The following is a 25360-nucleotide window of genomic DNA, read 5'->3' as shown; positions in this document are numbered from 1 at the left end:
CCGCTGAGAACCCCAAAGCTGCGCGTATCAGGCAGGTGGTGACAAGTGCTACAACCAGCCATATAAGGCGCGCAAATCAACACTCTCCCACTGCAGGATATCCCCTATGACAACGCTTGTTTTTGGCCATAAATCCCCCGACACCGATAGCACCGGCAGCCCGATCATCTGGGCATGGTACCTGAACGAAATCAAAGGCGTCGCCGCCTCCCCCGCCCTGCTGGGCGAACCCAACACCGAAGCGCTGTTCATGTTGGACCACTGGAAACTGGACAAGCCACAGATCATTGACGACGTGCAAGCCGACCAGCCCGTCGTGATCGTTGACACCAACAACCCTGCGGAACTGCCTGCCAGCATCAATGACGCGAACATCACCGCGATCATCGACCACCACCGTCTGGTAGGCGGGCTTGAAACCAAAGGCCCCGTCAACATCGTGATGGAAACGCTCGCCTGCACGGCGACGATCATGTACAAAATGATCGGTGATGACATGGCGCAGATGCCCGAGAACATCAAAGGCGCGATGCTGACCTGCATCCTGTCCGACACGCTGGAATTCCGCAGCCCGACCACCACGCAAGAAGACACCGCCATCGCCCACGCGCTGGCCAAAGATCTGGGCGTCGACATTCCCGCATATGCGGCACAGATGTTTGCTGCCAAATCCGACGTGTCCTCTTTCTCCGAAGCGGAACTGCTGCGGATGGACAGCAAGGAATACGAAGTCGACGGCAAGAAATTCCGCGTCTCTGTTCTGGAAACCACGTCGCCTGCCACGGTGCTGAACCGCAAGGATGCGCTGATGGCTGCGATGCCCGGCGTTGCCACAGAAGACGGTGCCGATCAGGTGCTGCTGTTCGTTGTCGACATCCTGAACGAAGAAGCCACCATGCTGATCCCCAACGAATTTACCAAGTCCGTAGCCGAGAAAAGCTTTGGCGCAACGGTTACCGGTGATAGCGTTGTTCTACCCGGCGTGATGAGCCGCAAAAAGCAGATTATTCCGAACATCAAAGTTTAATCTGACCTAAATCGCCATCCCCCGCCAAGGGGTCACAGACGCAAAAAAGGCCCCCTGAAACTCAGGGGGCCTTTTGTCATTTCAGCCCTACGCCGTAGCGTAGAGACTTATACCTTCAAAGGCGTGTCGCCACGCTCCCATGCCAGCGGCTTGAACACGTCGTCGACGGGCGTTTGTGCGACGTGGTTCACGTAGTTGGACATGGTTTTCTGCGCCATCCCAAGGATCACATCCAGCACGGCACGGTGGCCATAGCCCGCGTCAAAGAACGCTTTCATCTGATCGTCAGAGACGTTGCCACGCTGGCGGAACATCTGAACGGTGAATGTACGCAGTGCCTCCAGCTTGGGTGTCGGCAGCGCGGTTTCGTTGCGCAGAGCATCGGAAATTTCGTCCGATACCTTCATCATTTTGGCAATACCGGTGTGTGCGGGCACACAGTAGTGGCATTCGTTTTCAACGTTGATCGCCTGCCAGACAACCGTCAGCTCTTCTGCGTCGAAATCGGTTTCGGTGAACAATTTGTGCAGCACCTGATAGCCTTCATAGGCCTGCGGGCTCTCGGCCAGAACCTTGTGCAGACCGGGCAAACGGCCAAAGGCTTTCTGCGACTGCTCAAGCAACGGCTTGGAGGCTTCGGGGGCGGTATCAAGATCGTGGGACGGGAAGGACATGGAAAAGCTCCTGTAAATGTTTCGCTGAGGTACATTTAGGGTTTATTGAGCGATCACTCAAGTATATAATTGAGCAATCATTCAAGAAAAGGTGATCCCATGCCCCGCAAGCCCAACTATGACCGTGACGATCTTATCGAACGCGCCCGCGATCTGTTCTGGCAGCGCGGTTGGGCTGGCACCTCGCTTAAGGATCTGGAAGCGAGCCTGCAGATGAAGCCGGGCAGTTTTTACGCCGCCTTCGGGTCTAAGGACGCGTTGTTCGAGCTTGCACTGGATAGATACGCCGCCGACGGGACAGAGCGGATGAAGACGCTTGCCCGCAACGAAGGGCCCCTCCCCGCGCTGCAAAAATTCCCATGTATGGTCATTTCAAACGACACCGCCCCCGCCAAGGCCTGCATGTTGTCGAAGACTCTGCTGGAACTTCAGGCCCACCGTCATCCGCTGGCGCAGAAGGCAAACACGCACTTGCTAAAGATGGAGCAGATGTTCGCGGAGCTGTTTGCCCAAGCCCAAGCCGCGGGCGATATCAGCGCCGGTCACAACCCGCGCAGTCTGGCGCGGCGCTATCAGTCTGACGTGTTGGGGTTGCGCGTTTCTGCGGAACGTGAGGGCGTGGATGCGGCAGCCATCGCAGGTGAAATCGCGGACGGACTGGCGCGGCTCTGACATTTGGCGCGGGTGTGTTTGCGTATTTCGCTGCCCAGTTGCCCCGCGGGGGGATGTGTGCTTTCTGCGGTGCAAAGCTCTTGCAGATTGGAAAGCGGCTCATGACCCAAATTATCAGTAACCTTTTCGAAATCTCTGACCGCTATGACGCGTTATTCGTCGACCTTTGGGGCTGTGTCCATGACGGCGTCAAGGCGCTGCCAGACGCGGTGACCGCACTGCAAGCCTACCGCAACGGCGGGGGCAAGGTGGTACTCGTCACAAACTCCCCCCGCCCCCGCGACGGCGTGATCAAACAACTGGCGCATTTTGGCGTACCGGACGACGCATGGGACGACATTGCCACCTCGGGCGACTCTGCGCGCACGGCGATGTATAGCGGCATGGTGGGTACACAGGTCTGGCACCTTGGCCCGCCCAGCGACAAACATTTCTTTGATCCTAGCGATGTGCTCGACGCCCCCGCCGACATCCAGCGTGTCGCGCTGGAGGACGCCGAAGGCATCGTGTGCACCGGTCCCTTCGACCCGTCCGAAGACCCCTCTGTGCTGCGCCCGCAACTGCTTTATGCCAAGCAAAAGGGGCTCAAGCTGCTGTGCGCGAACCCTGATATCGTGGTGGACCGTGGCGATGTGCGCGAATGGTGCGCGGGGGCTGTGGCGGCGCTTTATACCGAAATGGGCGGTGAAAGCCTGTATTTCGGCAAGCCGCACCCACCGATCTATGATCTGGCCCGCCGCAAGCTTTATGCGTTGGACAAAGACATCTCTGACAGTGGCATTCTGGCAATCGGTGACGGTATTCATACCGACATCAAAGGAGCCATGGGCGAAGATATCGATTCGCTTTTCATCTCCGGCGGGCTTGCCGCGCGGGAAACGGAAACCGAAACCCAACCCGATCCCGATGCGCTGACCCGCTATCTGGAAAAGGAAACATCGGCCCCGACTTACACGATTGGGCACCTACGCTGACCCACTTTTTCCTTGCGTTTCTGCGCCTGCAAAGTAATTAAGTTTCACACCACCTATAAATAGCGTCACTTTATTACTGAAAGGGCTGGCATGTTGGATAATCTGCCCCGCGGAACGATCTGTATCGAAGATATCGAAATCGGCATGACGCGCTATCTGCGTAAGGTCGTCACCGACGAAGACATCGAGATGTTCGCCCAGGTGTCCACCGACCGTAATCCGGTGCACCTGGACGACGCCTATGCGCAGGACACCATATTTGAAGGGCGGATTGCCCATGGGATGCTGACCGCCGGCCTGATTTCTGCTGTAATCGGAGAGCAACTGCCCGGGCATGGTACCGTTTATATGGCACAGTCTCTCAAGTTTCTGGCCCCCGTGCGCCCCGGCGATCTGGTCTATGCAGAGGTGAAGGTCACCAATATCGAATTCGACAAACGCCGTGTGAAACTGGATTGTCACTGTGCGATTGACGGCAAAAAGGTCCTGATTGGCGAGGCAACTGTTCTGGCCCCGTCACGCAAGTTCGACTGACCCCGCATCTGTGATACCTGCGCTACCGGCGACGCTGTGGTTTTTCAGCATCCTGTGCCGCCCCGCTGCTTGTAAGCGGGGGCAGACGGGGCTACCACCTAGCGCATGGAAATCATTCGCGACTATCAATTTGTAACGGCTTCCGATCAGGGGGCAACTGCCGCTATTGGCAACTTTGACGGCGTACATCTGGGGCATCTGTCGGTCATCGACATGGCCCGTGCTGCCCTGCCCGAAGCACCTTTGGGTGTGGTCACATTCGAGCCGCACCCGCGTGAATATTTCGCCCCAGACGCCCCCCCTTTCCGCCTGATGGGGGCAGAGGCCCGCGCACACCAGCTGCAAAAGATCGGCGTCGACAGGCTGTATGAGCTGGGGTTCGATGCCACCTTGTCCAGCCTGAGCCCCCGCGCCTTTGCACAAGAGGTGATCGTCGACGGGTTGGGCCTGCGCCATGTGGTCGTGGGCGCTGACTTTCGCTTTGGCAAGGCGCGCGCTGGCACGGCTGAACACCTGCAGGCCTTCGGTGTCGAGATGGGGTTCGGCGTGACGATTGCCCCGCTGATGGCGAAGGGCCCCGATACGGTATCCTCGACCGCGATCCGCAACGCGTTGACCCAAGCCCGTCCCCGCGACGCTGCTGCGATGCTGGGCCACTGGCACCGCGTCGAAGGCCCCATTCTACACGGCGAAAAGCGCGGCCGTGAACTCGGGTATCCCACTGCGAATATGTCAATCGACGGGCTGCACCCGCCGGCTTTTGGCGTCTACGCTGTGCTGGTTGATGTGCTTGAGGGGCCGCAAGCTGGTCGGTACCACGGGGTCGCCAGCCTTGGCGTGCGCCCGATGTTCGGCGAGAACAAAGCCAACCTCGAGACGTTCATTTTTGACTTCAAGGGCGATTTATACGGCAAGCATGTCTCGGTCGCGCTTGTCGATCACCTGCGCGGCGAAGAGAGATTTGACAGCCTCGAAGCGCTGATCACCCAAATGGATGCTGACAGCGCGCAAGCCCGCAGCATATTGGCAACGCTATGACTGATCCGATTGCAACCAAAGGCCTCGCCAAACGGTTTTGGGAAAAGAAACCGCTGACCAAGATGTCAAAAGACGAATGGGAAGCCTTGTGTGACGGCTGCGGTAAATGCTGCCTGAACAAGCTCGAAGACGAGGACACAGAGGAGGTCGCCCTGACCCGTGTGGCGTGTCGTTTGCTGGATGACGCGACCTGCCGCTGCAGCCACTACGAAAACCGGCACCAGTTCGTGCCTGACTGCATCGTGCTCAAGCCCGAAAACCTTGATACCCACGCCTATTGGATGCCCCTGACCTGCGCCTACCGGCTGCTGTGGCAGGGTAAACCACTGTATGATTGGCACCCGTTGATCAGCGGTGATCCCGACAGTGTGCATCGCGCCGGTATTTCTGTGCAAAACAAGACTGTCTCGGAATTCGACACCCCGTTCGAAGAATGGGAAGACCACATCATCGAGGAGCCCACCTGATGTTTTTTGCCTCTGACAACGCGGGCCCTGTCCATCCCCACATCATGAACCGTCTGGCGCAGGCGAACAGCGGCCACGCGATGCCCTATGGCAATGATGCGATCATGGACGAGGTTCGCGACGCGATCCGCACGGCATTCGAGGCCCCCGAAGCTGCCGTCTATCTGGTCGCCACCGGTACCGCTGCCAACGCCTTGGCTCTAGCCTGCTATACCCAGCCGTGGCAGACAATCTTTTGCTCTGTGACCTCGCATATCCACGAAGACGAATGTAACGCGCCCGAATTCTATGCCGGCGCTGCAAAACTGACCGTGGTTGAAACAGACGATAAGATGACCCCCGAGGCGCTGATACGGGCCATCGAAAAGCACCCAAACGGCAATGTGCATGGCGCGCAGCGCGGCCCGGTGTCGATCACCCAAGTGACAGAACGCGGTTCCGTTCATTCGCTAGAGGAGTTGAACGCGTTGACCGCCGTTGCCAAACGCTATGACCTGCCGGTGCATCTGGACGGGGCGCGGTTTGCCAATGCGCTGGTTGCCTTGGGCTGCACCCCGGCAGAGATGACGTGGAAAGCGGGCGTCGATGTCGTCAGCTTTGGCGGCACCAAGAACGGCTGCATGGGTGTCGAGGCAGTGATCTTCTTTGACCCCGCCAAAGCGTGGGAATTCGAGCTGCGGCGCAAACGCGGTGCGCATCTGTTTTCCAAGCACCGTTTCCTGTCAGCACAGATGGCGGGCTATCTGCAGGACGATCTGTGGAGGGCGACCGCCACGCAAGCCAATGACAATGCGCGCTATCTGGCGGACGGACTGCGCGCTGCGGGCGCGACAATGTTGCATGAACCCGACGCCAACATGATCTTTGCCAAATGGCCTCGCCGCATTCACCAAAAGTTGCAAGCTGCGGGAGCCAAATACTATGTCATGGACGGCCCGCTGGACAGTGGTGATCCAGACGCGCCTTTGTCTGCGCGGCTGGTCTGTGACTGGTCGATCGGCACAAAGGCCATCGACCAGTTTCTATCGCATTTCTAAGCCCTAAACAGTCGCCAAAAAGCGACGGATTTCAGATGAAACAGCCTGCGGGTGGGTGATCGGGGCCATGTGCCCTGCCCCGTCAATCGCCTTGCGTGTCACATTCGGCAGACGTCGTGCAATGGATGTGCTGATCGCGTCAACCATATCGCCCGACGCACCGCCGTCGATCAACAGCACCGGCATCGTGGCGCGTGCGAACCTGCCAGGCTGAAGCAGCCCGGCATTGTCATCACGCAAGAACGGCTGGCTGGCGGGCACATAGTGGATACGGTCCGCCATATACTGACGCAGCTTTTCGGGCGTCTTTTCCCATCCGCTGCCGTCACCCCAGCCGGTGTTAAAGATGCGCGCCGCCTCCATCCGGTCGCCTGCGTCAAACGCTGCGTCGAACCCGCCGGAGTTACGATCCCCCGCGGCCACCCGCGCCGGATCATCGGCAAGTGCTGCGGCGAAATAAACCGGTTCGATCATCGTCAGGCTGCGCACCAGTTCAGGGTTTTCGATCGCAATCCGCAGACCGATCGTCGCACCGAAGGAATGGCCAATGATGTCAGTAGGTTCGGTCAGCGAATCCCGCACCATATCGGTCGAGCGTTGATGTATGTCGCCCTGCCCGTCCCAGTCATCGGATTTACCGTGTGACGGTAGATCGCAGCACAAAAGTGTCAGATCGTCTGCCAGCGCTTCGCCCACGCCGCGCCAAGCGCCGGAATGGGCCAATGTGCAATGGATCGCCAGCGCCTGACGTGGGCCATGACCGAAACGGCGGGTAAACAAGGCTGAACTCACAGTTTGCCCGCCATCACGAGGTCAAGGTCGTCCAACCGGTCCTGCCCCCAGAACTTGTGGGTGTCATCGAGGATATAGAAAGGCGCACCAAAGACGCCCTTTTCGACGGCTTCCTCCAGATTTCGGGCATAGGTATCGGCGCCTTGTAGCAACCCTTTGTCGGCCAGCGCGGGATCAAAGCCCGCCTTTTCAAGGCAATCGCGGACGACTTCGTCTTCGGCAATATCACGTTCCTCGGCCCAAACGGCGGTCATGAAGAGCTGGCACAGCTTACCCACATCGCCGCCTTCGTTCTGTGCAGCGATGATCGCATAGGATGAAGGCGCGCCGTTGGTTGGCCAATGCGCGGGCTTGAGGTTGAACGGCAATCCCAGTTTCTTGGCCTGACGCGGCAGTTCAATCGCGCGGTATTCCTGCCGCGACGGGTGCCGGTCCTTGGGCGGTTGCCCACCAGTCCGCCCAAAAGCGGTAATCAAATCGAAAGGTTTATAGGTAATCGTCGCCCCGTGTTTGGCGGCAATTTCTTCCAGCCGGTTTCCTGCCAAATAGGCATATGGTGAAAGTGTCGCAAAAAAATAGTCGATATGGGCCATTTGAGGTCTCCGATCAAGGCTGTGCAGCTTTGCCAGACCGTAAGGCCATGCTAAGCGGTGTCAACGTCACGATTCTGTCACATGTTCTGCATCCAGGGACCCTTTGCACATGGCTCAAACCACCGAACCCAAACTGATCTCAGGTAACGCGAACATGCCGTTGGCCAAAGCCATCGCACGGCGGATGTCGCTGCATCGGGGGGTCAACGTAGGGCTGGTCGACGCACGTGTCGAACGGTTCAATGACGGCGAAATCTTTGTCGAAGTTTACGAAAACGTCCGCGGCGAGGATATGTTCATCATCCAGCCGACGTCGAACCCCGCCAACGACAACCTGATGGAACTGCTGATCATGGCCGACGCGCTGCGCCGGTCATCCGCCGCGCGTGTCACAGCGGTTCTACCCTATTTCGGCTACGCTCGTCAGGACCGTCGCACCAAAGCGCGCACACCGATCACGGCCAAGATGGTCGCGAATATGATGGTAGGCAGTGGCATTGAACGCATCCTGACAATGGATCTGCACGCCGCACAGATTCAGGGATTTTTCGATATTCCCGTCGACAACCTTTATGCGTCGCCCGTGTTTGCGCTGGACATCCAGAACGAATTCAAGGGTCGCATGGATGACCTGATGGTCATTTCCCCCGATGTGGGCGGCGTTGCCCGCGCGCGTGAATTGGCCAAACGCATCAACTCCCCTCTCGCTATCGTGGACAAGCGCCGCGAGAAGGCAGGCGAGATTGCGGAAATGACCGTGATCGGCGATGTGACCGACAAGGTTTGCCTGATTGTGGACGATATTTGCGACACCGCCGGCACCCTGTGCAAAGCGGCCGAAGTATTGCTCGAGAATGGCGCGAAGGAAGTGCACTCCTACATCAGCCACGGCGTGATGTCCGGCCCTGCGGTTGAACGTATCAGCAATTCCGTGATGAAGTCGCTGGTCATCACTGACAGCATCGCCCCCACACCGGCGGTAAAGCAGGCCGCTAACATTCGGATCGTGCCCACGGCACCGATCTTTGCGCAAGCGATCCTGAATATCTGGAACGGCACGTCTGTCTCGTCGCTGTTCGACGCCGACACGCTCGAACCGATCTATGACGGCATGTACAAGCCGGGCTAAGCGCCCCTGAAACAGCGGCTGGGGGCTTGTATTACAGCTCCCAGTCGTCTTGCGGTGACAATGGCCCAATGGCCATCCAAGACGCCCTAACGCGCGCGATACGCGTATCGCCCCAGGTGCGGAACACCAGTTCAAATCCCTCGTTTGTCAAATTCTCTGCTCGTAGATCTGCGCGCATAACTGTCGCGTTATCCACGTCCCACAACGCGAGGGACGTGTGTACAGTTGGGATATCGCGGTACGGTGTAGAAAAGCTGATCGAGTTGCGCCGCTCGCGCTGGCCCTTCCCTGTCCACATTTCGCCGCCATCTTGAAAGTCGGAAAACAAAACAGCCTCTCCGCTGTCGACACCTACACTACTTGCATTCATTCGTTTCATCGAGATGATCTGCCCTACCCTGTCCTACCCAAACAATCCGACAACCTTATGTTAAGGTTCACAAATAGAAAAGGCCCCGCGAATGCAGGGCCTTCTCATCAAAACGGGCAAGGAAACGTCAGAGGCTGGGTTGCTTGCTCGACAAGCCGATTTCGTCCCCCATGGCAACCATATCAGACAGCAGTTTAGCTGCGTCATCTACGGGGCCAGGTTCATTCACGAAACCTTCTTTTGCCGTTGTGTACATGGCTTTTGCTTCGGCGATCATTTCGTCCAGATGCTCTTGGGTCATGTCACCCTTAGGCACGGCGCGTTCGGCCAGAACCGACACCCCATCAAACGAAATTTCAGCGAAGCCGCCGGTTACCACATACTCAGCAGTGCCTTCCGGGCCATCAACACGCAGCACACCGGGGCGCAGCGTGGTGATGGTGGGGGCATGATCAGGCATTGCTGTCATATCCCCGTCCGCACCCGGAATCTGAACGGCCGTCACCTGCATCGAGGCCAGCCGCCGCTCGGGCGAAACGAGGTCGAATTGCATTGTGTCTGCCATTTTCAGCGCTCCTTAAGCGGCGTCAGCCGCCATTTTTTCAGCTTTCGCTTTAACGTCTTCGATGCCACCAACCATATAGAAGGCACCTTCAGGCAAGTGATCATACTCACCAGCGACAACCGCCTTGAACGATTGAATGGTTTCTTCCAATGGAACCTGCTTACCGTCAGCACCGGTGAACACCTTGGCTACGTCGAAAGGCTGGCTAAGGAAACGTTCGATTTTACGCGCACGGGTCACGGTCATTTTGTCGTCTTCTGACAATTCGTCCATACCCAAGATCGCGATGATATCCTGAAGCGACTTATACCGCTGAAGGATACCCTGAACGTCACGTGCAACGTTATAGTGCTCTTCGCCAACGATGGACGGGTCCATCAAACGCGATGTGGAGCCGAGCGGATCAACGGCAGGGTAAATACCCTTTTCCGAGATCGCACGATCCAGCACGGTTGTCGCATCGAGGTGCGCAAACGATGTTGCAGGCGCAGGGTCGGTAAGGTCATCCGCAGGAACGTAAACGGCCTGAACCGACGTAATAGAACCCGCTTTTGTCGAAGCAATACGCTCTTGCATCGCACCCATGTCGGTTGCGAGTGTTGGCTGGTAGCCAACAGCAGAAGGGATACGGCCAAGCAAAGCCGAAACCTCGGAGCCCGCTTGCGTGAAGCGGAAGATGTTATCGACAAAGAACAAAACGTCGCTGCCGGATTCATCGCGGAATTGTTCGGCCAGTGTCAGGCCGGACAAAGCAACACGCATACGCGCACCGGGAGGTTCGTTCATCTGGCCGTAGACCAGCGCAATTTTGGATTTTTCCAGATCGTCCGGAACAATAACGCCGGATTCGATCATCTCGTGATAAAGATCGTTACCCTCACGCGTACGTTCGCCCACGCCCGCGAAAACGGACAGACCAGAGTGCACTTTGGCGATGTTGTTGATCAGTTCCATGATCAGAACCGTTTTGCCAACACCAGCACCGCCGAACAGGCCGATCTTGCCGCCCTTAGTGTATGGTGCCATCAGGTCGATAACCTTGATGCCTGTCACAAGAATTTCCGTCGCGGTTGATTGCTCGGAAAAGCTAGGCGCTTGGCCGTGGATCGCACGGGTTTCTGACGTGGCAACGGGGCCCTTTTCGTCAACGGCATCGCCGGTAACATTCATAATACGGCCAAGTGTGGCCGTGCCAACGGGAACGCGGATTTGGTCGCCCGTGTCTGTTACTTTTTGACCGCGAACAAGACCTTCGGTCGCATCCATCGCGATGGTACGCACGGTGTTCTCGCCAAGGTGCTGAGCCACTTCGAGGATCAGTTTCTTGCCGTGGTTTTCAGTTACAACAGCGTTGAGGATCTCTGGCAGGTGATCCTCGAACTGCACATCGACGACGGCGCCGATGACTTGTGTGATTTTGCCGACTGCATTTGCCATGTCGTTTCTCCGATTTGTTCTACAGCGCTTCCGCGCCGGAAATGATTTCGATCAGCTCGTTGGTGATGACGGCCTGACGCGAACGGTTATACTCGATGGTCAGATCATCGATCATCTCACCCGCGTTCCGTGTCGCGTTGTCCATTGCCGACATCCGGGCCCCCTGTTCAGAGGCCGCGTTTTCCAGCAGAGCCGAGAAGATCGCCGTTGCAACGCCGCGCGGCAGCAGGTCGGCCAAAATGGCTTCTTCGCTGGGCTCGTAGTCGAACAGTGTCGCCGCCTCGTCCGCGCCTTCGGTCTCTTCGAAGGTCGCCGGGATGATCTGCTGTGCCGTCGGGATCTGGCTGACAACGTTCACGAACTTTGAATAGAAGATCGTGGCGATGTCATATTCACCCGCGTCAAAACGGCCAAGTACGTCCTTGGCGATCCCCTGCGCATCGGCATAGCCAAGGCGCTTGACGTCGCTGAGGTCAACGTGACCGACCAATAGGCCTGCAAAGTCACGACGGATGCTGTCGCGGCCCTTCTTGCCAACGGTCAAGATTTTGACCTCCTTACCCTTGGCGATCAGGCCACGGGCATGGGCTTTGGCAAGCTTGGCGATGTTGGCGTTAAAGCCACCGCACAGGCCACGTTCAGCGGTCATGACAACCAACAGATGAACCTGATCCGACCCCGTGCCGCTCAGCAGCTTGGGGGCGGTGTCAGACCCACCTACCGAAGCAGCCAACCGCGACATCACAGCGTTAAAACGCTCTGTGTAGGGGCGGGACTGCTCGGCAGCGTCCTGCGCGCGGCGAAGTTTCGCCGCGGCAACCATTTGCATGGCTTTCGTGATCTTGCGGGTCGATTTGACCGACGCGATCCGGTTTTTTAGATCCTTGAGGTTTGGCATCTGCCCTCCCTCCCTTAAGCGAAGTCAGCGGCGAAAGAATCGATGGCAGCTTTGATCTTGTCTTCCAGCTCACCCTTCACCTTGCGGTCGTTGTTGGTGATGTCATCCATCAGGTCAGCGTGCTTGCTGCGCAGATGTGCCAGCAGGCCTGCTTCGAAACGGCCAACTTCCTTGACGGCAACTTTGTCAAGGTAGCCGTTTGTACCCGCATAGATCACGCAGACGATTTCCGCGTTGGTCAGTGGGGAATACTGAGGCTGCTTCATCAGCTCTGTCAGGCGCGCACCACGGTTCAGCAACTGCTGTGTGGAGGCGTCAAGGTCGGAACCGAACTGAGCAAAGGCCGCCATTTCGCGGTACTGAGCCAAGGACAGTTTAACCGGACCAGCAACAGACGACATCGCTTTGGTCTGAGCAGACGAACCAACCCGCGAAACCGACAGACCGGTGTTCACAGCAGGACGGATACCTTGGTAGAACAATTCGGTTTCCAAGAAGATCTGACCATCGGTGATCGAGATCACGTTGGTTGGAATAAACGCGGAAACGTCGCCACCTTGGGTTTCGATGATCGGCAGAGCTGTCAAAGAGCCGTTGCCTGCAGCATCGCCCAATTTCGCCGAACGCTCGAGCAGACGGGAGTGGAGATAGAAAACGTCACCTGGGTACGCTTCACGCCCGGGCGGACGACGCAGCAGCAGGGACATCTGGCGGTAGGACACGGCTTGCTTGGAAAGGTCATCATAGATGATCAGCGCGTGACGGCCGTTGTCGCGGAAGAATTCGGCCATAGCTGTTGCGGAATATGGTGCGAGGTACTGCATAGGCGCAGGCTCGGACGCAGTCGCAGCAACAACGATGGAATAGTCGATCGCGCCTGTTTCTTCGAGCTTTTTAACCAGCTGAGCAACAGTCGAACGCTTTTGGCCGATCGCAACGTACACGCAGTACATTTTCTTGCTCTCGTCGTCGCCTGCGGCGTCGTTGATCTGCTGTTGGTTCAGGATCGCGTCCAGAGCAACGGCAGTTTTACCAGTTTGACGGTCACCAATAATCAATTCGCGCTGGCCACGGCCGACGGGGATCATCGCATCAACGGATTTCAGACCAGTCGCCATTGGCTCGTGAACCGATTTCCGCGGGATAATGCCGGGGGCTTTGACGTCCGCAAGGCCACGCTCTGTGGACTCGATGGGGCCTTTGCCGTCGATGGGGTTACCCAGACCGTCAACAACACGACCCAGCAGGCCGTTGCCGATTGGCACGTCCACGATGGAGTTCGTGCGCTTGACCGTGTCGCCTTCTTTGATGTCACGGTCGGAACCGAAGATAACAACACCGACGTTGTCTGTCTCGAGGTTCAAGGCCATGCCCATGATGCCGCCGGGGAATTCGACCATCTCGCCGGCTTGGACGTTGTCCAGACCATACACGCGAGCGATACCATCACCAACGGACAGAACGCGGCCAACTTCGGCAACTTCTGCTTCTTGACCAAAGTTCTTGATCTGGTCTTTCAGGATCGCAGAAATCTCTGCAGCTTGGATACCCATTTATCCGACCTCTTTCATTACATTCTGGAGGGAATTGAGCTTTGCGCGGATCGACGTGTCGATCATCTTAGAGCCCACTTTTACGATAAGACCGCCAATGAGGGAGTCATCAACGGTCGCATTCAACGTTACTTTTTTGCCTGTGGTCGCGGCGAGCGACTTGGACAATTTTTCGGACTGCGCCTTGGTCAGCGCCTTGGCCGAAATCACATCAGCAGTTACTTCGCCCTTTTCGACGGCGATGATGTCGCGCAGGTTCTGGACCAGCTGCGGCAGGACGAACAGACGGCGCTTGTTGGCCATCAGTTCCAGCGTGCTTGCCAGCGTTTGGGACAGGTCCATCTTTTTGGCGATGGCACTGATCGACGCAGCTTGCTGTTCGCGCGTGTAGATCGGCGAATGGATCAGATCGCGGAAATCTTCGCTTTCGGCCAATGCGGCTTGCAGCGCATCAAGATCTTTCTCGATCTGGGGAAGGGCTTTGGCCTCTTGGGCCAGCTCGTACACGGCGGTCGCATAGCGTTTTGCGATACCTGTAGAGATTGATGCTGTTTCGGACACGTCCATCCTCTCATACGTCAGGGCCGGATAAGCGAATACATCGCGTCACCGGGGTGTTGGCGCGACTTGAAATTACCCAAGACGTCTAAATCAGGGCGGATGTAGCAGACGGACCCGCATCCCGCAACACAGTATAGTGTGCTTGCCTCACGAAAGCGCCCCTTATTCTTAACGTAAAGCACCGCTGCGACGCTTTGACCTGATCGACGTGCCTAAAAATCAATGGACATCCGGCTTTCTCGGGCAAGATAGCGATTCTTGGCACCGTGGCACGGCGATCACATCGGCTGCGACAGCAGCGCTCAAACCATTGCGGGCGTTACCGCGCCGACCCCCTCAAGAACGCGGATAGACCGGCGCGCAGGCGTCCGCGCGACCTTGCCCTTGGGCGGATACACAAGCTTGGTCACCTCGACCATAAAGACGCCCCCCGCCATGATCGTCGGCATGTGCCGTCCGACCTTTTCAAACAGCGGGCCAGAGCGGCGAAAGGCCCGCCGCGTCGAGGGCATCAGATAAAGCGCACCCAACTGGCGTTCTGGCAAAAACTGGTGTTTGCGCAGCTGCGTTTCCAACTGCCCCAGCGAATAGGGCCGCCCATAGCCGAACGGCGTGATATCACTGCGCGCCCAAAAGCCAGCGCGATTGGGCACGATAAACAGCGCCCTGCCACCCGGCCCCAACACGCGCCAGCATTCCTCAAGCAGATCACCCTGCCGGTCCGAGGTCTCTAACCCGTGCATCAGCACCAGCCGGTCAACGTGTCCCGTTTCAATCGGCCACAGCGTTTCCTCGGTCAGGACAGAAGTATTGGGCATCCCGGCGGGCCACGGCATCACCCCTTGCGGCCCCGGCATCAACGTCATCACCCGCCGCGCATCCGCAAGATAGGGACGCAGCAAGGGGGCGGCGAAACCGAAACCCACGACGGTCTGCCCCTTGGCCTCGGGCCAAAGCTCTAGCATGCGGGTCCGCAGGGAATGCTGCGCCGCGCGACCAAGGGCGCTGCGGTAGTAAAAATTGCGCAGGTCTTGGACATCAAGGTGCATGAGGTATCGGCCCTGTTGGCTGGATTGCCCACGATCCTAGCCCAAAGCACCGCGCCGCAAAAGAGCGGACTGCGCGAAACCCAATTGCAGCACCGCCCTGCCCGCGCTAGCGTGGTGATCCGCATCCAGAAACCCCGACCGGAGCCGCTGCCATGCCCTTTGATCTTGTGACCATCCCCTGCCTGTCCGACAACTATGCCTACTTGCTGCGCGACCAGACCAGCGGCAAGGTCGCCCTGATCGACGTGCCCGAAGCCGCGCCGATTGCGGCCAAGCTGGATGAATTGGGCTGGACGCTGACAGAAATCTGGCTGACCCACCACCACCCGGACCACATTCAAGGCGTGCCCGAGCTGATCGCTGACCATCCCGCCCGCGTGATTGGGGCCAAAGCTGATGAACAGCGTTTGCCGCCGCTGGACGAGGCGTATGACGACGGGCAGTCCTTTACCTTCGGCGACCATACTGTCGATGTGATCGACGTGTCGGGCCATACCGTAGGCCATATCGCTTTTCACGTGCCCGCTGCCAAATGCGTCTTTACCGCGGACAGCCTGATGGCTCTTGGCTGTGGCCGCCTGTTTGAAGGGTCACCGGCGCAGATGTGGGACAGCCTGCAAAAGCTGATGCAACTTCCAGCCGACACCACCGTATGTTCGGGCCACGAATACACCCAGTCGAACGCAAAATTTGCCCTGACGGTTGATCCCGAAAACGCCGCGCTTATATCTCGTACAAGAGAGATCGATCAGGCCCGTGCAGATGGCGTGCCGACAGTTCCCTCGACGCTTTCAACGGAACTTGAAACCAACCCGTTTTTGCGCCCGTCCGATCCGGGCATTCGCGCGCAACTGGGGATGGTCAACGCCACCGACACCGATGTGTTTGCCGAAATTCGCGCGCGCAAAGACCGTTTCTGACCGCCGCAATCATGGTTAAAAATCGACGTTCACGATAAATGTGACAATGATATTGCAGAAAAACCTTGAAGCTGCGCCGTGATCAACCAAACTCTAATACTATGAGGCCATGCTTGGTTGTGGCGCGTCTTGTTTCTGACGCCCCTTCCGACACAGATCGAAAAGGAGCACGCCTGTGCCTTCATTCTCGTCTACCCTAGAACAAGCTATCCACTCGGCGTTGGCGCTTGCGAATGCTCGCAAGCACGAATTCGCCACGCTTGAGCATCTTTTACTGGCCCTGATCGACGAACCCGACGCCGTGCAGGTGATGAAAGCCTGCTCTGTCGATATGACCGAACTGCGCGAGACGCTGGTCGAATTCGTTGATGAAGACCTGAATAATCTGGTCACCGACGTTGACGGTTCCGAAGCGGTGCCCACGGCAGCCTTCCAGCGGGTGATCCAGCGCGCGGCGATCCACGTGCAATCGTCGGGCCGGACCGAGGTGACGGGTGCCAATGTGCTGGTCGCCATCTTTGCCGAACGCGAAAGCAACGCGGCCTATTTCCTGCAAGAGCAGGATATGACGCGTTATGATGCGGTGAACTATATCGCGCATGGCGTCGCCAAGGACCCTGCTTTTGGCGAACCACGCTCTGTCTCAGGTGCCCCCGACCACGAGGAAGAAGCCCAAGGCGTCACGGACGGCGACAAAAAAGAATCCGCGCTGGCAAAGTACACTGTCGATCTGAATGCCAAATCCCGCGAGGGTGATGTCGATCCGCTGATCGGCCGCTCGGACGAGGTGGAACGTTGCATTCAGGTGCTGTGCCGCCGGCGTAAGAACAACCCCCTGCTGGTGGGTGATCCCGGTGTTGGTAAAACCGCCATCGCCGAAGGGCTGGCACGCAAAATCGTCGCCGGTGAAACACCCGAAGTACTGGCCAATACCACCATCTATTCGCTCGACATGGGCGCGTTGCTGGCCGGCACCCGCTACCGCGGCGACTTCGAAGAGCGCCTCAAGGCCGTCGTGACGGAGCTGGAAGCCCATAAAGACGCCGTGTTGTTCATCGACGAGATTCACACCGTCATCGGTGCGGGTGCAACTTCCGGTGGGGCCATGGATGCGTCCAACCTGCTGAAACCTGCGTTGGCCGGGGGCAAGCTGCGGACAATGGGGTCTACGACTTACAAAGAATTCCGCCAGCACTTTGAAAAAGACCGTGCCCTTGCCCGTCGTTTCCAAAAGATCGACGTTAACGAACCTTCGGTCGAAGATGCGGTGAAAATTCTGCGCGGGATCAAACCGTATTTCGAGGATCACCACTCGGTCAAATACACGGCCGACGCGATCCGCACCTCGGTTGAACTGGCGCACCGCTATATCAACGACCGCAAGCTGCCGGATTCGGCGATCGACGTGATCGATGAAGCCGGTGCTGCACAGCATCTGCTGTCTGCGTCCAAGCGGCGCAAGACCATCGGCACCAAAGAAGTCGAAGCCGTGGTCGCCAAAATCGCGCGCATCCCGCCCAAGAACGTGTCGAAGGACGATGTGATTGTGCTCAAGGATCTTGAGGCGTCGTTGAAACGTGTGGTCTTTGGTCAGGACAAAGCAATCGAGGCGCTGTCCTCGGCGATCAAACTGGCCCGTGCCGGTCTGCGTGAACCTGAAAAACCCATCGGCAACTACCTGTTCGCAGGGCCGACAGGTGTGGGTAAGACCGAGGTGGCGAAACAGCTGGCGGATACGCTTGGCGTGGAACTGCTGCGCTTTGATATGTCGGAGTATATGGAGAAGCACGCCGTTTCCCGCCTGATTGGCGCCCCTCCCGGCTATGTCGGGTTTGACCAAGGCGGCATGCTGACCGACGGCGTGGACCAGCATCCGCACTGTGTTCTGCTGCTCGACGAGATGGAGAAAGCGCACCCAGACGTCTACAACATTCTGTTGCAGGTTATGGACCACGGCAAGCTGACCGATCACAATGGCCGCACGGTGGATTTCCGCAATGTCGTGCTGATCATGACCTCGAACGCAGGCGCGTCCGAGCAAGCGAAAGAGGCAATCGGCTTTGGTCGTGACCGTCGCACCGGCGAAGACACAGCAGCGATTGAACGGACATTCACGCCCGAATTCCGCAACCGTCTTGATGCGGTGATCAGCTTTGCACCGCTGCCGAAAGAAGTGATCCTGCGCGTGGTCGAAAAGTTTGTACTGCAACTCGAAGCGCAACTTATGGACCGCAACGTGACCATCGAATTGTCGACAAAAGCCGCCGAATGGCTGGGTGAAAAGGGCTATGATGCGCGGATGGGTGCACGACCTCTTGGCCGTGTTATTCAAGAGCACATCAAAAAGCCCCTCGCCGAGGAACTGTTGTTCGGCAAGCTTGCCAAGGGTGGCGTGGTCAAGATCGACGTTAAGAAGGGCGAACTGGATCTGACGATCCTCAGCTCGGAAAACCCTAAACTGACGGGCAACAAGCCACCGTTGCTGACAGCTGAATGATACCACGCAGCGCCGTATTTGCGCTTACCCTGCCCTTTGCCAGCCCCGTGCTGGCAGAGGGTTTTCTTATTTCCCCACCCCTTAAATGTGACCTCGCAACAGACTGCTATATCCAACAGTATGTCGATAGCGACCCGTCATCCAATGCGATGGATTTTACCTGCGGCGCGCTTAGCTATGACGGTCACAAGGGCACCGACTTCGCGCTCCCCGACCGTGCGCGCATCAACGACAATATCCCCGTGCTTGCCAGTGCCGCGGGCCGCGTCAGCGGTATGCGCGACGGCATGCCCGATAGCGGCTATAGCAGCGCAACTGCCGACGATATCGACGGCAAAGAATGCGGCAATGGCGTCGTGCTGGACCACGGGAACGGCTGGGAAACGCAGTATTGCCACCTGAAACAGGGCTCCATCAGCGTTAAGACGGGACAAGAAGTGGCATTGGGAGAAACGCTTGGCTTTGTCGGGCAGTCGGGCAAGGCCGCTTTCCCCCATGTTCATCTGTCCGTGCGCAAAGACGGGGCGGTCATCGACCCCTTTGATCCAGACGGTGCCCCCACCTGCGACACCCCGGGTGACAGCAGCCTATGGTCGCAGCGCCCTGAATATCGCGGTGGCGGGTTGATCAGCATCGGTTTCTCGGATGCCGTGCCCGCCTATGACGCGATCAAGCACGGCGAAGCCGCAGCGCCCTCTTTGTCGGTGGAGGCCGATGCGCTGGTGATCTGGGGCCATATGTTCGGCACGCGGGCCGATGATATTATCAACCTGTCGATCACCGGCCCTGACGGCATGGTGATCTCTGATGATGTGACACTGACGAAAACCCAGGCGCAGGCCTTTCGCGCAATCGGCAAACGGGGCCGCGTGGACTGGCCAGCGGGCACCTATACCGGCACTGTGACGATGATCCGCGGTTTGCAGATCATCAGCCAGCGCAGCACAGACATTGAAATAAAATAGCGTTACTTTTCGGTCAGCTTCAGCTCGATCCGGCGGTTCTGGGCACGGGCCGTTTCTGTGTTCCCGTTGGCGACAGGCTGGTACTGGCCAAACCCATTCGCCGCCAGACGCTCTGGCGCGATGCCAAGGAAGTTGATCATATACTTGACCACTGACAATGCCCGCGCTTGGCTCAGCTCCCAATTGTCGGCGAACGCGCCCAAGCCCGACAAAGGCTGGTTGTCCGTATGCCCGTCAACGCGAATGACCCAGTCGATTTCAGGCGGGATGTCGGCGGCAATATTGCGTAGAATACCGGCGACTTTCGCGATCTCTTTACGACCATCCGTTGAAAGCGTCGCGGCACCGGGTGGGAAGAGCACTTCGGAAGAGAAGACAAACCGGTCGCCCTCGATGCGGACCCCTTCTTGATTCCCCAAAAGCTCTCTCAACCGGCCAAAGAACTCGGAACGGTATTGTTCAAGGTTCTTGGTCTCCGCCTCAAGCCGCGCACGCTCTGCCGCTTCCAACTCGGCGCGACGGCGTTCTTCGGCGGCGACCCGCGCAAGCGCGGTGTTCAGATCGGACCCAAGCGATTGCAGCTGCACCTCTTTCACGGCATCCTGTGCGACGGCATCATCCAGCAAGGACTGGAGTTCCCCTAGCTGGCCGCGCAGCGCTGCAATCTGCTGGTTCAATAGCTCTGTCTGACGCTGTGCCGCAGCGGTGGCGGCCTCCTCCTGCGCCAGATCGGCACGCGCCGCATCCAGCAAGGCTGCTCGTTTTTCCGCATCCGAACGCGTGTCGTCAGCGCGGCTTTCTGCCGCCAGCTTTGCTGCAAGCGCGTTGGCTAGCTTGGCACGCAGCGCGGCACCGTCTGCCTGCGCGGCCTCAAGGGTTTCTGTCTCTGTAAGGGCGGCAGCGAGTTCAGCATCCAAGGTTTCCTTGGCGGCACGTGCGGCAGCCAGCAAGGTCAGCGTATCCTCTGCGTCTTGGCGCTGCGTCTCAAGCGCAAGGGTCATCGCTGTCAGTTCTGCATCCGCGTTTTGCAGCTTTTCACGCAACTGCTCTGCCGCGGCGGCTTCGGCCAGTCGGGCAGCTTCGGCGTCCGAAAGCGCCGCAGCATTTGCGTCGGCAGCGCTTTGCAATGCGGCCTGGGTTTCCTGGTTCTTGGCGCGTAGATCATCGACAAGTGCCGTCAACGCATCGCGACGGGCTGCCGCGAGCCGCGCAGCTTCGACCTGTGCATCCGTTTCGGATCGGGCCTGCGTCAACGCGAGGTTCAACGCGTCTTGTGCGCTCAACAGTTCATTTTGCCGTGCCACAAGCGTTTCACCACGCGCGACGGCTGCATCGCGTTGGGACAACAGATTGGCGACCTGCGTCTCGAAACCGGTTATCTTGGCCTCGGCTGCGTTCAACTGCACGGCTTGCGCATCGCGTGTGGCCGACAATGACGCAATCATCGCCGCCTGTTCTGCCGCCTTATCACGTGCCGCCGTCAACGACGTGGTGATTGACCCCAGTTGGGTTTCAAGATCTGCAGTGTTTTGCCGTTCCATCCCAAGCGCTTGCGCCAATGCAGCAACTTCGCCAGACAGGGAATTCAGCTCGCTTTCCTGCCCATTGATCCGTTGCGTCTGCACCGCTTGCAGCACCATGAAGATGGTCAGTACGAACATCAGAACCAGCAACAGGCCCGTCATCGCATCCACGAACCCTGGCCAGATAGAGCCCTGAAAGCGTGACCCTGTACGTCGGGAAAGCGCCATCGTCAGCTTTCCTCGGTGTCGGAACGGTCAGGGGTGCGCAAACGGCGGGGTTCGGCACCGCGTGGCGCGGAAAGCGCCTTTGCCAGCAACGAAATATCCTTGCGAATTTCGGCCATGGTTTCCTGCCGCCCTGCAGAGATTTCCTCGAGGATACGCAGCATCTGTACATCGATCGACCGCAGGCGCATCCGGCTTTCCGCATCCGCCCGTTCATGGTCGCCCTGCCCTTCGAGTACGGCGACCATGCGTTCTTGCCCCTTGGCGATCCGGTCCAGACTTTCCGCAGCTGTATCGGTTTGGGCGGCCCGTGCAGACAGCTCCTCCATCGTGGTGGCAAGCGCACCGATCTCGCGGTTTAGCACAGTCTGGCTCTCGGTGGATTGCCCGATCAACTGGCGCAGGCTGTCCATTTGTTCGGCCATATGATCCAGCACGCCCGCCACAGCAGCCTGCTCCGACGCGCCGTCCTCGCCCGAGGAAAAGCCAACGCGGGTGATCGAGCTGAGCCAGTCTTCCAATTCTTGATAAAAGCGGTTTTGGCCATGGCCTGCAAAGAGTTCAAGCAGCCCCACAACCAGCGACCCCGCCAGCCCCAAGAGGGAGGACCCAAAGGCCACACCCATGCCGCCAAGCTGCGATTCCAGTCCGGTCATCAACCGCGCGAACATATCGGTGCTGCCGTCGCCTTCTTGTGGCGCGAGGCTGCGGATCGTTTCGACAACCGCCGGAACAGTCGTGGCAAGCCCATAGAAAGTGCCCAAAAGTCCAAGGAAAATCAGCATGTTGACGATATAACGCGTAATCTCGCGTGCTTCGTCGATGCGGGTTGCGACGGAATCCAGAATAGAGCGGGTCGAGGTCGCGTTCACCTGCATGCGCGCCCCGCGTGTGCGCAACAACGATGCAAGCGGTGCCAAAAGCTGCGGTGCTACGGCATCGGCATTCGGCTCGTCGGAGGCAAAGTTTTCGATCCACCGGACAGAGCCGATCAGCTGCAACACCTGATAAAAACAGGCGATAACGCCGATAAAGAAGACGAAAATAATCACGCCATTCAGATAGGGATTTGCCGCAAAAATAGGCAATACGCTCGGCAGCGCCAGAAAAGCCCCGATGCCGGTAAGCGCAAGGGCGATCAGCATCAGCGTGATCTGCCGCACCGGCTGGGAAAACTGTGGTTTGGATTCGCGGTCTGACTGCGCCATGCCTCGTGGCTCCCGACACTTTTGTGCTTCTATCGCCGCAGCCTACACTTAATCCCGACTGTTATGCCACGGGTTTATGCGCCAAGAGACTTCACACGGTCATGAAGCCATGCAAGCGACGGATCATGCAGCCCAATCTGGGTCAAATGGGATGCCGTGTTAAACAGATATTCGGTGTTCGGCCCCATCCCGCCTACCGCGCCCGAGATGATCTGCGCCTGCTCTTCCAGCGGCAAGCCGCCGCAATATTGCTCGTGGGCGGCGTCGATCACATAGACCAATGCCTCGACGGTGCGGCCATCCTCTAGCTGCACCTCAAGCGTCTTTTCAACATAGGCCGATGACACCAGCTCGCGTTCGCGCAAATAGGTTAGCGTGGCGTCTTCGGTTCCCGGCGCAACACGCAGCGCCATACCATCGCAGGCCGTGCCTGTATCGGCATCAAGTGCCAGCACCAGCCCCGGACGATCAACCGATCCGCGATGGTGGATCGACCGCATACAGAACGACCGCGCGTAACCGGGCAACCGCCCGATCACACTTTCCGCGACGTCAAACCCCGGTTTCCACAATAAGCTGCCGTAGCCGAACACCCACATCGCCATGTCTCTGGTCCTTTATCGTTGGCTTGTTTAAAGCTGCGCTATCGCAGGCGTTAATAAGGTTTTAAGAAAAATGGGCAAGCTCGTGTTGATTATCGTCGTCCTAGCGGCGGTTTGGTGCGGATGGTGGTTCGCCGCGTCTTCGGGGTTGCAGCGGGGCATCGCCAAACTGATCGAAACGCGCCGTGCCGCCGGATGGCAGGCCGACGTGGGCGAGATGAAAAAACAAGGCTTCCCTGTGCGGCTGCAAACCCGCCTGACAGATGTGTCCCTGACACCGCCTGCCGCAAGTGCGCAGCAGGGCGTCGCCAGCGCCGTGGCTGCCAAGCGTATCGATATCTCCACCCCCGCCTATTGGCCGGGCTATATGACCGTATCCACCCCCTATGTTGAACTCGGCCTGTCCGGCCCCAACCTGCGTGCCGTGCTGACCGCAGAGGACGTCACCACCAATTTGCGCCTGCGGCCAAGCGTTTCTGGCCAACTGGACCGGCTGACGTTAGACGGTGGCGCTTGGGTGCTTGACCTTCCGGCAACAGGCCCCGTCGAAGGGCGCAGCCTGAACGTCAGCGCCGTGCAGCAGACCGTAGGGCAACCGATTTATGATCTGGCGCTCGATGCGCAGAACGTCACCCCTAGTACGGCGCTGCGTAGCATGTTCGGCCTGCCTGACGACTGGACGGATGCCTTTGAAACGGTAACGGCCAAGGCGACCATCACCTTCGACCGCCTGTGGGACCGCAGCGCGCTTGGCCGGACCCGCCCACAGCCGCGCGTCATCGACCTGCGCCATGCGGAACTGGCGTGGGGGGATGTGGCGCTGACGCTAAAAGGGACGATGGCCGTTGCCGAGGACGGGCTGGCGACAGGGACGCTGTCGGTAAAAGCGCAAGATTGGCCAATGATGCTGACCATGGCGGAAAACGCCGGTTTTATCCCGCCCAACTTTCGCCCCCAAGCGGAACAAATGCTCAAGGGGCTGGCTCAAATGTCTGGCAACACGAATGGGCTGGATCTGGACATCAGCGTGAAGGACGGGAAAATGTCGATGGGGTTCATCCCCTTAGGCCGTGCGCCCAAGATTATCTTGCGCTGAGGCGAGACAGCGCCACAAGCCGCGCGGCCCGGATTATTTGTTGCCCGGTTGGCGCCCAAAGTTCGGCGCATCCGTGTCCTGACCCGCCTCGATAATACCACGGCGGATGGCACGGGTGCGGGTAAAGTAATCATGAAGATGATCGCCGTCCCCCATGCGGATCGCCCGCTGCAACGCAAAAAGTTCCTCGGTGAAGCGACCCAGTATCTCGAGTGTGGCGTCCTTGTTGGTCAGGAAAACATCCCGCCACATGGTCGGATCGCTGGCAGCGATACGGGTGAAGTCACGAAAGCCGGCGGCCGAGTATTTGATGACTTCGCTGTCGGTCACGCGGCGCAAATCATCGGCCACCCCGACCATCGTATAGGCGATCAGGTGGGGGGCATGGCTGGTCACCGCAAGCACCAGATCGTGATGCTCCGCGTCCATTTCCTCGACGTTGGCCCCCATGCCGTCCCACAGGTTGCGCAACCGTGAAATCGCATTGGCGTTGGTGTCGGGCACGGGCACCAGCAGGCACCAGCGGTTGTCGAACAGCTCTGCGAAACCGCTGCGTGGGCCGGAATGTTCGGTCCCCGCCAACGGATGCGCAGGAATAAAATGGACGCCCTCGGGTAGGAGCGGTCCAACCTGCGCGATCACATCTGCCTTAACCGACCCCACATCCGTGACCGTGCAGCCCGGCTTCAGATATCCGGCCATTTCCGCAGCAACCGAGCCCATGACGCCCACGGGAACGCAAAGAACCACCAGATCCGCATCTTTCACGGTTTTGGCAATGGAATCGCAGACCTCGTCGCACAGGCCGATTTCGCGGGCGGTGTCGCGGGTGTCCGCACTGCGCGCGAAGCCCGACACATGACCCGCAAGCCCGCCGCGCTTCATCGCCCAGAACATCGAAGAGGCGATCAAGCCCAGCCCGATTAACGCTACTTTTTCATAAATTACGGGCAT

General features: G+C 58.5%; 26 protein-coding genes. 12 read left to right on the top strand and 14 right to left on the bottom strand.

Going from position 1 to position 25360, the window contains the following annotated elements; translation table 11 throughout:
• The first annotated feature begins 106 nt into the window (after positions 1–106).
• Positions 107–1027 (top strand): manganese-dependent inorganic pyrophosphatase, encoded by a 921-nt coding sequence (locus E5180_RS00795; RefSeq protein ID WP_138922727.1) that lies wholly within the window; start codon positions 107–109, stop codon positions 1025–1027.
• A gap of 107 nt (positions 1028–1134) precedes the next feature.
• Here the strand turns inward: E5180_RS00795 and E5180_RS00790 are convergent, their stop codons facing one another.
• Complete coding sequence (locus E5180_RS00790; RefSeq protein WP_009825196.1) at positions 1135–1701, bottom strand: carboxymuconolactone decarboxylase family protein; 567 nt, start codon at positions 1699–1701, stop codon at positions 1135–1137.
• 99 nt (positions 1702–1800) lie between these two features.
• On the opposite strand from E5180_RS00790, the gene E5180_RS00785 reads away from it, so the two are divergent.
• From E5180_RS00785 to E5180_RS00760, 6 genes are all read left to right on the top strand, one after another.
• The gene (locus tag E5180_RS00785; protein ID WP_138922726.1) at positions 1801–2373 is read left to right on the top strand and encodes a TetR/AcrR family transcriptional regulator; all 573 of its coding nucleotides are present in this window, start codon (positions 1801–1803) and stop codon (positions 2371–2373) included.
• Positions 2374–2474: 101 nt separating this feature from the next.
• Positions 2475–3347, top strand: coding sequence for a TIGR01459 family HAD-type hydrolase (locus E5180_RS00780; protein ID WP_138922725.1), 873 nt, complete (start codon positions 2475–2477; stop codon positions 3345–3347).
• Between the two features lie 90 nt (positions 3348–3437).
• Positions 3438–3881, top strand: coding sequence for a MaoC family dehydratase (locus tag E5180_RS00775; RefSeq protein ID WP_093731901.1), 444 nt, complete (start codon positions 3438–3440; stop codon positions 3879–3881).
• A 105-nt stretch (positions 3882–3986) separates the two neighbouring features.
• Positions 3987–4919, top strand: a complete 933-nt coding sequence (locus E5180_RS00770; protein ID WP_138922724.1) for a bifunctional riboflavin kinase/FAD synthetase — start codon at positions 3987–3989, stop codon at positions 4917–4919.
• Positions 4916–5386: a YcgN family cysteine cluster protein gene (locus E5180_RS00765; RefSeq protein WP_138922723.1), complete on the top strand. Its 471-nt coding sequence runs from the start codon at positions 4916–4918 to the stop codon at positions 5384–5386. The genes E5180_RS00770 and E5180_RS00765 overlap by 4 nt, the downstream gene beginning before the upstream one ends.
• Positions 5386–6423 (top strand): threonine aldolase family protein, encoded by a 1038-nt coding sequence (locus E5180_RS00760; RefSeq protein ID WP_138922722.1) that lies wholly within the window; start codon positions 5386–5388, stop codon positions 6421–6423. Before E5180_RS00765 ends, E5180_RS00760 begins: the two co-directional genes overlap by 1 nt.
• 3 nt (positions 6424–6426) lie before the next feature.
• Here E5180_RS00760 and E5180_RS00755 read toward each other — a convergent pair whose 3' ends face one another.
• Positions 6427–7215, bottom strand: a complete 789-nt coding sequence (locus tag E5180_RS00755) for an alpha/beta fold hydrolase (RefSeq protein WP_138922721.1) — start codon at positions 7213–7215, stop codon at positions 6427–6429.
• Positions 7212–7808 (bottom strand): 2-hydroxychromene-2-carboxylate isomerase, encoded by a 597-nt coding sequence (locus E5180_RS00750; RefSeq protein WP_138922720.1) that lies wholly within the window; start codon positions 7806–7808, stop codon positions 7212–7214. Before E5180_RS00750 ends, E5180_RS00755 begins: the two co-directional genes overlap by 4 nt.
• A 109-nt stretch (positions 7809–7917) precedes the next feature.
• Between E5180_RS00750 and E5180_RS00745 the strand changes: the two genes are divergently transcribed.
• Positions 7918–8937 carry a ribose-phosphate pyrophosphokinase gene (locus E5180_RS00745; protein WP_138922719.1) on the top strand — a complete coding sequence of 340 codons (1020 nt, stop codon included), beginning with the start codon at positions 7918–7920 and terminating at the stop codon, positions 8935–8937.
• Between the two features lie 31 nt (positions 8938–8968).
• On the opposite strand, the gene E5180_RS00740 is transcribed toward E5180_RS00745, so the two are convergent.
• From E5180_RS00740 to E5180_RS00710, 7 genes are all read right to left on the bottom strand, one after another.
• Positions 8969–9307 carry an H-type lectin domain-containing protein gene (locus E5180_RS00740; RefSeq protein WP_138922718.1) on the bottom strand — a complete coding sequence of 113 codons (339 nt, stop codon included), beginning with the start codon at positions 9305–9307 and terminating at the stop codon, positions 8969–8971.
• A gap of 127 nt (positions 9308–9434) precedes the next feature.
• The gene (locus E5180_RS00735) at positions 9435–9872 is read right to left on the bottom strand and encodes a F0F1 ATP synthase subunit epsilon (protein ID WP_138922717.1); all 438 of its coding nucleotides are present in this window, start codon (positions 9870–9872) and stop codon (positions 9435–9437) included.
• Between the two features lie 12 nt (positions 9873–9884).
• The gene (atpD, locus tag E5180_RS00730) at positions 9885–11309 is read right to left on the bottom strand and encodes a F0F1 ATP synthase subunit beta (protein ID WP_138922716.1); all 1425 of its coding nucleotides are present in this window, start codon (positions 11307–11309) and stop codon (positions 9885–9887) included.
• A 19-nt stretch (positions 11310–11328) separates the two neighbouring features.
• The gene (locus E5180_RS00725; RefSeq protein ID WP_138922715.1) at positions 11329–12207 is read right to left on the bottom strand and encodes a F0F1 ATP synthase subunit gamma; all 879 of its coding nucleotides are present in this window, start codon (positions 12205–12207) and stop codon (positions 11329–11331) included.
• Between the two features lie 14 nt (positions 12208–12221).
• Positions 12222–13760 (bottom strand): F0F1 ATP synthase subunit alpha, encoded by a 1539-nt coding sequence (gene atpA, locus E5180_RS00720; RefSeq protein WP_138922714.1) that lies wholly within the window; start codon positions 13758–13760, stop codon positions 12222–12224.
• Entirely contained in the window at positions 13761–14321 is a 561-nt protein-coding gene (locus E5180_RS00715; protein WP_171048962.1) for a F0F1 ATP synthase subunit delta, read from the bottom strand. It lies immediately after the preceding gene.
• A gap of 302 nt (positions 14322–14623) precedes the next feature.
• A complete protein-coding gene (locus E5180_RS00710; protein WP_138922712.1) occupies positions 14624–15370 on the bottom strand; it encodes a methyltransferase domain-containing protein in 747 nt (248 codons plus the stop codon).
• A 152-nt stretch (positions 15371–15522) separates the two neighbouring features.
• Here E5180_RS00710 and gloB point away from each other — a divergent pair, with 152 nt between their 5' ends.
• The 3 genes from gloB (at position 15523) to E5180_RS00695 (ending at position 19752) form a co-directional block, all read left to right on the top strand.
• Entirely contained in the window at positions 15523–16290 is a 768-nt protein-coding gene (gene gloB, locus E5180_RS00705; protein WP_138922711.1) for a hydroxyacylglutathione hydrolase, read from the top strand.
• A 175-nt stretch (positions 16291–16465) separates the two neighbouring features.
• Positions 16466–18787 (top strand): ATP-dependent Clp protease ATP-binding subunit ClpA, encoded by a 2322-nt coding sequence (gene clpA, locus E5180_RS00700; protein ID WP_138922710.1) that lies wholly within the window; start codon positions 16466–16468, stop codon positions 18785–18787.
• Positions 18784–19752, top strand: coding sequence for a M23 family metallopeptidase (locus E5180_RS00695; RefSeq protein WP_138922709.1), 969 nt, complete (start codon positions 18784–18786; stop codon positions 19750–19752). The genes clpA and E5180_RS00695 overlap by 4 nt, the downstream gene beginning before the upstream one ends.
• Before the next feature lie 2 nt (positions 19753–19754).
• Here E5180_RS00695 and E5180_RS00690 read toward each other — a convergent pair whose 3' ends face one another.
• The 3 genes from E5180_RS00690 to E5180_RS00680 all read right to left on the bottom strand — a co-directional run bounded on the left by E5180_RS00690 (position 19755) and on the right by E5180_RS00680 (position 23313).
• The gene (locus E5180_RS00690) at positions 19755–21503 is read right to left on the bottom strand and encodes a peptidoglycan -binding protein (RefSeq protein WP_138922708.1); all 1749 of its coding nucleotides are present in this window, start codon (positions 21501–21503) and stop codon (positions 19755–19757) included.
• A gap of 2 nt (positions 21504–21505) precedes the next feature.
• Entirely contained in the window at positions 21506–22708 is a 1203-nt protein-coding gene (locus E5180_RS00685) for a biopolymer transporter ExbB (RefSeq protein ID WP_138922707.1), read from the bottom strand.
• A 74-nt stretch (positions 22709–22782) separates the two neighbouring features.
• Entirely contained in the window at positions 22783–23313 is a 531-nt protein-coding gene (locus E5180_RS00680) for a gamma-glutamylcyclotransferase (RefSeq protein ID WP_093731883.1), read from the bottom strand.
• A 70-nt stretch (positions 23314–23383) separates the two neighbouring features.
• On the opposite strand from E5180_RS00680, the gene E5180_RS00675 reads away from it, so the two are divergent.
• A complete protein-coding gene (locus tag E5180_RS00675; protein WP_138922706.1) occupies positions 23384–24406 on the top strand; it encodes a DUF2125 domain-containing protein in 1023 nt (340 codons plus the stop codon).
• Between the two features lie 33 nt (positions 24407–24439).
• Here E5180_RS00675 and E5180_RS00670 read toward each other — a convergent pair whose 3' ends face one another.
• The gene (locus E5180_RS00670) at positions 24440–25360 is read right to left on the bottom strand and encodes a prephenate/arogenate dehydrogenase family protein (RefSeq protein WP_093731881.1); all 921 of its coding nucleotides are present in this window, start codon (positions 25358–25360) and stop codon (positions 24440–24442) included.

The organism is Sulfitobacter sp. BSw21498 (genome assembly GCF_006064855.1).
In the GTDB taxonomy this organism is placed as follows: Bacteria; Pseudomonadota; Alphaproteobacteria; order Rhodobacterales; family Rhodobacteraceae; genus Sulfitobacter.
The sequence above is the reverse complement of the archived record's forward strand: the minus strand, read 5'-3'. Positions and strand labels throughout refer to the sequence as shown.